This window comes from Clostridioides sp. ZZV14-6387 (genome assembly GCF_020657835.1).
Taxonomy (GTDB): domain Bacteria; phylum Bacillota; class Clostridia; order Peptostreptococcales; family Peptostreptococcaceae; genus Clostridioides; species Clostridioides difficile_A.
On the sequence record NZ_JAGWCW010000053.1, the window covers coordinates 1 to 10,109 of the forward strand.

A 10,109-nucleotide genomic window follows, 5' to 3' on the forward strand; every position below is an offset into this window, starting at 1 on the left:
AAACCAGTGAAGAAACAAGAGAAGCTAATGAGTTAGTAAGAAAAGAAAGTGAAGAAGTAAGAAAAACCAGTGAAGAAGCAAGAGAAGCTAATGAGTTAGTAAGAAAAGAAAGTGAAGAAGTAAGAGAAACACAAGAAATAGATAGACAAAATTCTATAAAAAGAATGGAAAAAGAATTAATTGATAAAACTGATGAAAAATTTAATGAGGTCGATACAACACTAGATAATAAATTAAAAGAACAACAAAAGCAAATTGATGATAAAATAGTTGAAACTAATAATAAGATAAATGAAGTAGATACTAAAATAGTTGAAGTTGACAATAAGATTGTTGAAGTGAATATTGCTAAAACGGATATGACAACAACTGTATCTAATAAATTAACTGAATTTGAACAAAGATTTGAAGAGTTGGAAAGTACAAATACAACAGGAGAAATAATACAAACAAGAGAAACTTACGATGGAACTCAAAAAAATACATTAAAAGAAAGATTTACATATGATTTTGATAAGGTATATGAAAAAATCGCTGAAATGAGTTCGGCTGCAACTAATGTAGCTTTTAGTAAATCTTATGTTGAATCAGATTGGGTTGCTGATGGAGAATATTTTAAACTTACAGTTAATCATAATTTAGTTACAGAAAATATATTTGTAGCAATATTAGATGAAGCAACTAAGAAAAGTATGACTAATTCTTATACTATAGTAGATTCTAATACGATAGAAATATTTAATGAAAGTAACATAGATGTAAAAGTAACTGTTGTAAATGGTAATACAAATAAAGAAGTTATACAAGCTACAATAAATGATAATATAACAACACTAGATAGTACTTATTCTAGTGTCAAAATTGATGCAAAATTTGATGAGAGTCTAACTAAGATAAATGAAAATAAAAGTAATATAGCTACTAATTTAGATAAGATAAATTTAATGCAAAATAAAGTTGGTTCAAGTGAATTAAGTACAGTATCTAAAAATATATCAGATGCAGTGAATGAATTAGATGCTAGTGTAAAGATTCTTGAAGCTGGTGGAAACTTAGGTCAACAATTAGATAGCTTAAAAGATAAATATGATACTTTATCTAATAAAGTTTTAGATATATTGATTTATTTAGAACTGGAATCTGGTGTAGTAGATGAAGTAGGTCAATGGTATGACAATTTAACTGATTCAAAAGGTATCTTATCAATCGAAGGTCTAAGATTAGATACAGATAGAAAAAGAATATTTGGAAGTGAAGGGAATGTTATTTTTAATAAAATAGACATTCCTTTTTCTTGTTATAAAGTTAAATACATACATGAACTTGATGATAACTTTATAGAAACTATTTCAAATACTAGTACAGATGTTGGAGCTAATACTATAGAACTTGAAAAATATTCTTATGAAATTAAATAAGAAAGGAATGATTTAATGAAAGAAAATAAAATCTTACAGCGTGGAAGATATTTAGATACAGATATATATTTTGATGAATTTGACAAGGATTTTGATAATTATGATTTTGTAGATATTACACATGGTGGTAATTACACTTTTGTTATTAAAAAAGATAGAACAGTCTTTTGCACAGGTCAAAATTCACAAGGTCAGTTGGGTCTAGGCGATAATATTCAAAGAAATATATTTACTAAGGTTAATATAGATAATGTTAAAAAAATTGTATGTGGATATGCTAGCACATTCATATTAAAAAATGATAATACAGTCTGGTCGTGTGGCTATAATAACAATGGAGAGTTGGGTTTAGGTGATAATACACAAAGAACTACATTTATAAAAGTTGATATAGATAATGTAAAAGATATTGTACGTGGTAACAATCACACTTTTATAATCAAAAACGATAATACAATATGGTCATGTGGTTTAAATTCTAACGGTCAGTTAGGCTTAAATGATACTACTAATAGAAACATATTTACAAAAGTTGATATAGATAATGTTAAAGATATAATATGTGGTGCTTCTAGTACATTCATAATAAAAAATGATGGAAGTATCTGGTCATGTGGTCATAATGCTAGTGGAACTTTAGGTCTAGGTGATAATACTCAAAGAAATATATTTACTAAGGTCAATATAGATAATGTTAAAAAAATTGTAGGTAATAATTCTGTTTACATCATAAAAAACGACAATACTATATGGTCTTGTGGTTATAATTCGCATGGAGCTTTAGGATTGGGAGATACTACTGATAGAAATACATTTACAAAAATAAATATAGATAATGTAAAAGATGTAATATGTGGTGGTTATCATGCCTTTATAATTAAAAATGATAATACAGTATGGTCATGTGGTTATAATTATGAAGGAGAGTTGGGTCTAGGTGATAATACTTATAGAAAGGTATTTACAAAGGTCGATATAGATAATGTCAAAGATGTTATATGCGGTTATTATCATACTTTTATTAGAAAAAATGATAATAAAATATTATTTACAGGTTCTAATAAACAAGGGGAAATAGGATGCCAACATTTTATAAATAATATAACTAACTTTACTACTTTTACAGAGTATAAAAATAATGATTATGTAGGATTTAGCAAAAGTGTAAATTTAAATGGAGACACATATTTATTAAAAGATGATGGCGAATATTTAATAATAAATAAAAATGATAAGATAATATGTGGAGATGCTCACACATTCATATTTAAAAATGATAATACAGTCTGGTCATGTGGTCAAAATAATTATGGGCAGTTAGGATTAGGTGATACTACTAATAGAAATGTGTTTACAAAGGTTGATATTGATAATGTAAAAAATATTGTATGTGGATATACTCATACATTTATAATCAAGAATGATAATACAGTTTGGTCATGTGGTCGAAATAATTATGGGCAGTTAGGATTAGGTGATACTACTAATAGAACTACATTTACAAGAGTTAATATTGATAATGTTAAAAAAATTGTATGTGGAGGGTATCATACTTCTATAATCAAAAATGACAATACAATCTGGTCGTGTGGTTTAAATAATAATGGAGAGTTAGGTTTAGGAGGTAATGCTAATAGAAGTACATTTATAAAGGTTGCTGTAGATAATGTAAAAGATATTGTATGTGGTGGTAATCATACATTTATAATCAAAAATGACAATACAATTTGGTCGTGTGGTTATAATAGTAATGGAGCTTTAGGATTGGGAGATACTACACAAAGAAATGTATTTACGAAAATTGATATAGATAATGTAAAAGATGCAATATGTGGTAGCTATCATACATTTATAATCAAAAATGATGGAAGTATCTGGTCGTGTGGTTTAAATAATAATGGAGCTTTAGGCTTGGGAGATACTGGTAATAGAAATGTGTTTACTAAAGTTAATATAGACAATGTAAAAAATATTGTATGTGGAAATGCTCATACTTCTATAATCAAAAATGACAATACAATCTGGTCGTGTGGTTATAATTATGGGCAGTTAGGTTTAGGAGATACTGATAGTAGAACTACATTTACAAAGGTTGCTATAGATAATGTAAAAGATATTGTATGTGGTAACAATCATACATTCATAATTAAAAATGATGGAAGTATCTGGTCGTGTGGTTTAAATTCTGGTGGGCAGTTGGGGTTAGGTGATACTATTAACAAAAATGTATTTACAAAGGTTAATATAGAACTAAAAAATAACCTTCCAGAATATGCAAATAATTATAAAATTGTTGGTGGTAGAGCTCATATATTTATACTAAAAAACAATGGTACACTTTGGACTGTTGGACTTAATGGCACTGGACAATTAGGATTGGGGAATATTAATAATAGACTTTTATTTACTGGAGTTAATATTGATAATGTAAAAGAAACTCTGGGTGGAGGAAGTTATTCAATGGTATTAAAAAATGATGATACAGTATGGAGTGCTGGATATAATAAAGGAGGACAATTAGGACTAGGAGATAATACTGATAGAAATACATTTACAAAAATAAATATAGATAATGTAAAAAAAATTATATGTTCAAAAGGTCACTCTTTTATTATAAAAAAAGATAATTCTATATATGCATGTGGAGTCAATGAAAATGGACAACTAGGATTAGGCGATGTTGTTAATAGAAACGTATTTACTAAGGTTAATATAAGTGACGTAAAAGATATTATATGTTTTGGATTCCACACTTTTTTACTTAAAAACGATAATACAGTATACTCATGTGGACGAAATAATTATGGGCAATTAGGATTAGGCGATAATACTGATAGACATACATTTACTAAAGTTGATATATATAATGTACAAGAAATCATATGTGGTGACGAATTTACCTTTGTACTTAAAAATGATAATACTTTATGGGCTATTGGTCATAATTCAGGTGGTCAATTAGGTTTAGGAGATAATAATGATAGAGAGATATTTACAAAGGTCAATATAGATAATGTAAAAAAAGTTGTATGTGGAGGTACCCATACATTCGTACTAAAAAATGATGATACAGTATACTCATCTGGTCGTAATTTAGAAGGACAATTGGGTCTAGGTCATAATGATAATGTGCATATATTTACTAAAGTCAATATTAATAATGTAAAAGATGTTATATGTGGTGATAGTTATTCAATGATATTAAAAAATGATGGTACTATATTTTCTTGTGGTGATAATAAATATGGACAGTTAGGTTTGGGTGATGTTATTAATAGAAATGTATTCACTAAAATAGAGGGACATTATCCATATAGATTTGAAACTTTAAATAATTATACATTAAACAATAACTTTAATCTGATAAATAACAAATATATAATACCATCTAGAAGTGATATAAATTATAAAAATATTTTAGGTTCTTCATATAAAGAAAAATATGATATAGATAATGACAGAATAGAATTACAAGAAAACATAAAGGAGTTCTGGATGTCAAAAACTCATTCATTAATTGTAAATACTTCTGGAGAACTATTTGGATGTGGTGATAATACATATGGTCAGTTATTAAACCCAAGAACAACAGCTCTATTGACAATCTTCACTAAGCTAGGCTTTGCAGATATAAGACAGGCTTCTTGTGGTGTTGGATTCTCATATTTTTTAAAAAATGATGGTACTCTATATTCAGCAGGATTAAATTCAGATTATCAGTTAGGTGTAGGTCATAATAACGAAGTAAATGAATTACAAAGAGTAAATATATCTAATGTAAAGAAAGTAATGTGTGATGATAAATTTACTTTAGTCTTATTAAATGATAACTCTGTATGGGGGCAAGGATTTAATAGATATGGTAACTTTGGATTAGGTGAGGCTTCTGCAAATACTATAATAAAGACATTTACTAAACTTGATGTAGATGTAGAAGATGTAGAGATAGGTGAAGATTATATATCTTTTAGAAAGCTAGATAAATCACTCTGGATATGTGGTAAGATAAGAGATTGTTATAATATGAACTCTAATAATCCATATATATTTAATAAAGTTCAAATACCACAAGAATTTAATAATGACTTGCTTTGGTTGGATGCTGGAAGAGATGAAACTTTATTTATGACTTACCAAGCACCTACAACAAAACCATCAATAGAATTAGCTGAAAAAACTATATCTGGTATAAAGTTAAAAGTAAATGACTCAAATAATGAAATTGATAAGATTGAAATGTATTTAAATAATGAGTTAATACATTCAAAGAATGAATTTATCAATAATTTTGTGCTGTTCACTATTCCACTTGAAAAACTTAATCTTGGTATAAATAACATATACTTTAAAGCCAACACTTTATTTGGAGATAATATGTATTTAGGAGCAACAATTAACAAAGAGAATAATTCTATAAATGTTTCAGAAGGAGCTAATCTATTTATCAAGAATAAGAAGTACAATATAAATTCTTTAACAAATAGTGCAGATGGTAAAGTTGTAATAACATTAGATAGAGCATTAGAAGATAATGTAAATGTAGGAGATATAATTTATCAGCTTATAAACCAAATGAAAGTACAGGTCAAAACAAATAACACAGGTCTACATAAAGATATGAATTTATTAGAAATGAAAAAAGTTGATACTGGCTATCAAGAAATTTATGAGTTAGAAGAAAAAGGAATGACACAAGCAGAACCTAAAATCATAGTTGAAAAAGGTGACAATTGGACTGCGATAAAAAGACCAACAATGATATTTTCTATAGATGAGGCTACACTTTAGAGGTGATTAAATGTTAAATATAAATAACAGTAAGCTTGAGAAGCTTAAACAGAAAAAGAAGATAGATAATTTAAATGTAAGTCAAACAACACAAGATGAGGATATTATGACATCATTACTAGCTAATACAGAAATATATGAAATGATATTGTCTTTAACTCCAACTAATGGAGAAAGTATAAATAATATGCCAAAAACATATATGGCAAGAATTGGAGGAAATAGTATGATAGAGGTTTATGTAGCTTTAATTTTGAAAGGTAAAAAGAAAATTGAGGATGTACCAGTAATAATTAGAGAGCAAGTAAAAACTAGATGTGATGAATTAGAAATACCATTGAAATAGAACTGTAAGAGTTCTTTTTTATGTTTAAAATAGAGAGTTACTAATGTGACTCTCTAAATAAAAAAGAAGGTGATAAATTTTGTTAAATGAAGATGTAGTAAAAAATATTAATAAATTAAATAATGAACAGGATAATATTAACTTGGAACTTAGTAAGAAAGCGAATAAGGAAGATTTAAATATATTAATACAATTATTGGAAAATAGTAAGAGATACACAATAAATTATAATATTAATTTGCCAGAAGGATATTCAAACGAAGATGTTACAGTACCAGATGACATGACAGTATTAGCTAATACAGAAGCAAGATTAGATTTACCAAGTAATACAGATTTAAATGAATATAGATTTAAAGGTTGGTCATTAGCTGAAAATGGAGATGTGATTGAAAGATGCATAGCTACAGATGACATCACTTTGTATGCTATCTGGTATAAATGTATAAATGTTATATATGAGCTGAATATTCCTAGTGATTTTCAAGGCATTCCTATTCCAACCATACCTATTGATAGTAATAAATATATTTTAGGGGATATAATTACTCTTTTACCATTAAACAATTATGATGAAAATAACAAAGAATATAATTATAAGTTTTGTGGTTGGTCATTAACTGAAAATGGAGATGTAATTGAAAATGCTACTATAGAAAACGAGCATGTACAATCAGATGGCTTACATTTATATGCAGTTTGGAAAAAATATAGATATGTTACTTATAGTGCCAATTTCCCACCAGAAGAATATCCTTTAAATAGAACGGGTGAAGTGCCTGTTGATGCAAATAGATATGTTGAAGGTGATATAGTTACTGTATTAAAAAATAGTGAAAATAATCCACTAGGTGGAGAGGAAGATAAAGACAAATTTTTAGGTTGGACTTCTAATATAGAAAAAGCTCAAATTCCTATATTAAAATCTGATGTAGAAGAAAATATTGTTATAGGTAAAGAAGATATAACATTATATGGTATGTGGGGAAAATATAGGATTGCATATGGTTCAAATTTTCCAGCTGGAACAGGTGTAAGTGGTCACCCACCAATTGACCAATATTCATATTTAACAGATGCAAGTACAGTTACGTTATCTAATACAGGAAATTTAAATGCAGGTAGTTATGAACTCATAGGATGGTCAACTGTAAAAAATGATGAGTCAACTATGCTAAATTTTGGAGATAGAATAATGATTGATAAGAGTAATATTATCTTACAGGCATTTTGGAGAAAACTTTAAAATAACTTTTAAATCTAAAAAAGAAAATGAGAATTCAATTTACAGCATATTTATGTTTCCAAATATAATGTATAAGAATCATAATTTTAATTGAATTGTTACATGATAAGAGCCAATAAAAAGGCTCCTTTTTTATGTATATAGTTATTAATTGGTTATTTAAATTTTAATAAGGAGAGAAAAAAATGAATATTTATGATGGAAGATTGAACACTATCACAGCACTGATAGGAACGTATTTTACGTGGCTATTTGGAACTTGGGAGGAGGTATTAGCTATTCTGTTAACACTTATGTTGATAGACTATCTATTTGGAGTAATTAAAGGGTTTGTACTTAAAAAACTTTCTAGTAATGTAGGATTTAAAGGTATTGCAAAAAAAAGTGGAATACTGGTAATTGTGGCAGTAGCAGCATTATTAGACAGACTAATAAATAATGGGGATTGGATATTTAAGACATTAGTTTGCTATTTTTATATAGCAAATGAAGCATTAAGTATAACAGAAAATTGTGCAGCAATAGGTTTACCAATACCAAATAAAATTAAAGAAGCATTAGAACAACTTGGAAAGGAGAATAAATAAAATGAAGATAGGTGTAAATTGTGGACATACAAAGGTGGGAGCAGGTTCTGGAGCTATAGGAAAAATAAATGAATCAATAGAAACTAGAAATGTAGGATATAAAGTAATAGACAAACTAAAAAAACTAGGTAACAATGTAGTTGATTGTACTATAGATAAAGCATCTACACAATCTGAATGTTTATCTAAAATAACTGCACAAGCTAATAGACAGGATTTGGACTGGTTCATATCAATACATTTTAACGCTGGTGGTGGCAAAGGGTGCGAAGTTTACACATATAAAGGTAAACAGTATCAAGACGCTATAGATGTTTGTAAAAAAATCTCTGATTTAGGATTTACAAATCGAGGGGTAAAAGATGGAAGTGGATTATATGTAGTAAATAAAACTAAAGCAAAAAGCATGCTAATAGAAGTATGCTTCGTAGATACTGAAGATGCGAATAAATATTTAAGTTTAGGAGCTGATAAATTAGCAGCTGCGATAGTGGATGCAATAACAAAACATGTTAGTTCAGCAGAAGAAAATAATTATAATAGATACAAACATACAATAGTGTACAGCGGTGATGATAAAGTAGCAGCAGATTTATTAGGATTATATTACAAGAGAGAAAAAGAAAGTTATTTAGTTACAGACATAGAAAATTATAAACCACATAGAACACAAAATTTATATGTTGTGGGTGGTGGAGCTAGTAAAAAAATGGTGGAAATAGCTAAAAATACAGGAGAAAAGTTCACACAAATATATGATAGTGATGTTTGGGAAACAATTAAAAAAGCATTGCTATTTATAAAAAAAGTAAGATATTAAGCATAGCAATAAATACTATATCCAGATTCAAATCGAATATAATACATAATATTAGGAGGGTTACAATATATGTTAGACATACAAAAGTATAAGCTTTACAATGGAGAATGTATTGAAATAATGGAGACAATAAAAGATAATTCGGTTGACCTAATTTTATGCGACCTTCCTTATGGAATGACTAATTGCAAATGGGATAGTATTATAAACTTAGAAGAAATGTGGAAACAATATAATAGAATAATAAAAAGTAATGGTGCTATAGTTTTATTTTCAGCTCAACCATTTACTACAAAATTAATTGCATCTAATTTAAAAAATTATAAATATAGTTGGTATTGGCTGAAAAATACAAGAACAGGATTTGCGTTTTGTAAATATCAGCCTTTACGATGTGTAGAGGATATAAATGTTTTTTATAAGAAGGCACCCTTATATATACCACAGAATTTAAAAAAGCTGGATAAGCCAATTAAAAAAGTAAAAAAAGAAGGTAGTCAAGGAGAAATATATCATGGTGGATTATCTGGAAAAGAATATATACAAGAATACACAAATTATCCTAGTAATACATTATATTTTAATAAGGAAACTAAATGTATTCATCCAACACAAAAACCAACTAGTCTATTAGAATATTTAATAAAAACATATACTAGAGAAGATGATGTTGTACTGGATAATTGTTTTGGAAGTGGTGCAACTGGTGTTGCATGTGCTAACACTAAAAGAAAATTCGTAGGCATAGAACTAGACAATGATTATTTTGAAAAAGGTAAAAATAGAATAGAAAGAGCATACAAAGATAATTTATAAATAAAAAAGAAGGGGCTGTCGCATGAGCAAATTAAATTTGTTCTGTGATAGCTCTTTTACTTATCTTAATAAGTACATTTTTAATTAT

General features: G+C 27.6%; 7 protein-coding genes. All 7 read left to right on the top strand.

Annotated features, from left to right (window positions below; translation table 11 throughout):
• A partial coding sequence (locus KGF38_RS19650; RefSeq protein ID WP_227832675.1) for a phage tail protein occupies positions 1–1,418 on the top strand: 1,418 nt, incomplete at its 5' end.
• A 15-nt stretch (positions 1,419–1,433) separates the two neighbouring features.
• Positions 1,434–6,206, top strand: coding sequence for a hypothetical protein (locus KGF38_RS19655; RefSeq protein ID WP_227832676.1), 4,773 nt, complete (start codon positions 1,434–1,436; stop codon positions 6,204–6,206).
• Positions 6,207–6,216: 10 nt separating this feature from the next.
• Positions 6,217–6,552 carry a CD1375 family protein gene (locus tag KGF38_RS19660; protein WP_227832677.1) on the top strand — a complete coding sequence of 112 codons (336 nt, stop codon included), beginning with the start codon at positions 6,217–6,219 and terminating at the stop codon, positions 6,550–6,552.
• Positions 6,553–6,631: 79 nt separating this feature from the next.
• A complete protein-coding gene (locus KGF38_RS19665; protein WP_227832678.1) occupies positions 6,632–7,798 on the top strand; it encodes an InlB B-repeat-containing protein in 1,167 nt (388 codons plus the stop codon).
• A 185-nt stretch (positions 7,799–7,983) separates the two neighbouring features.
• Positions 7,984–8,385 (top strand): phage holin family protein, encoded by a 402-nt coding sequence (locus KGF38_RS19670; RefSeq protein ID WP_227832679.1) that lies wholly within the window; start codon positions 7,984–7,986, stop codon positions 8,383–8,385.
• Position 8,386: 1 nt separating this feature from the next.
• Positions 8,387–9,205 carry an N-acetylmuramoyl-L-alanine amidase gene (locus KGF38_RS19675; RefSeq protein WP_227832680.1) on the top strand — a complete coding sequence of 273 codons (819 nt, stop codon included), beginning with the start codon at positions 8,387–8,389 and terminating at the stop codon, positions 9,203–9,205.
• A gap of 69 nt (positions 9,206–9,274) precedes the next feature.
• On the top strand, positions 9,275–10,021 hold the full coding sequence (locus KGF38_RS19680; RefSeq protein WP_227832681.1) for a site-specific DNA-methyltransferase: 747 nt from the start codon (positions 9,275–9,277) through the stop codon (positions 10,019–10,021).
• Positions 10,022–10,109: the final 88 nt, after the last annotated feature.

Bases quoted from the DNA above. Each gene is read 5' to 3' on its own strand.
- KGF38_RS19655 (WP_227832676.1), top strand. From the start codon at position 1,434: ATGAAAGAAAATAAAATCTTACAGCGTGGAAGATATTTAGATACAGAT.
- KGF38_RS19660 (WP_227832677.1), top strand. From the start codon at position 6,217: ATGTTAAATATAAATAACAGTAAGCTTGAGAAGCTTAAACAGAAAAAG.
- KGF38_RS19670 (WP_227832679.1), top strand. From the start codon at position 7,984: ATGAATATTTATGATGGAAGATTGAACACTATCACAGCACTGATAGGA.
- KGF38_RS19675 (WP_227832680.1), top strand. From the start codon at position 8,387: ATGAAGATAGGTGTAAATTGTGGACATACAAAGGTGGGAGCAGGTTCT.
- KGF38_RS19680 (WP_227832681.1), top strand. From the start codon at position 9,275: ATGTTAGACATACAAAAGTATAAGCTTTACAATGGAGAATGTATTGAA.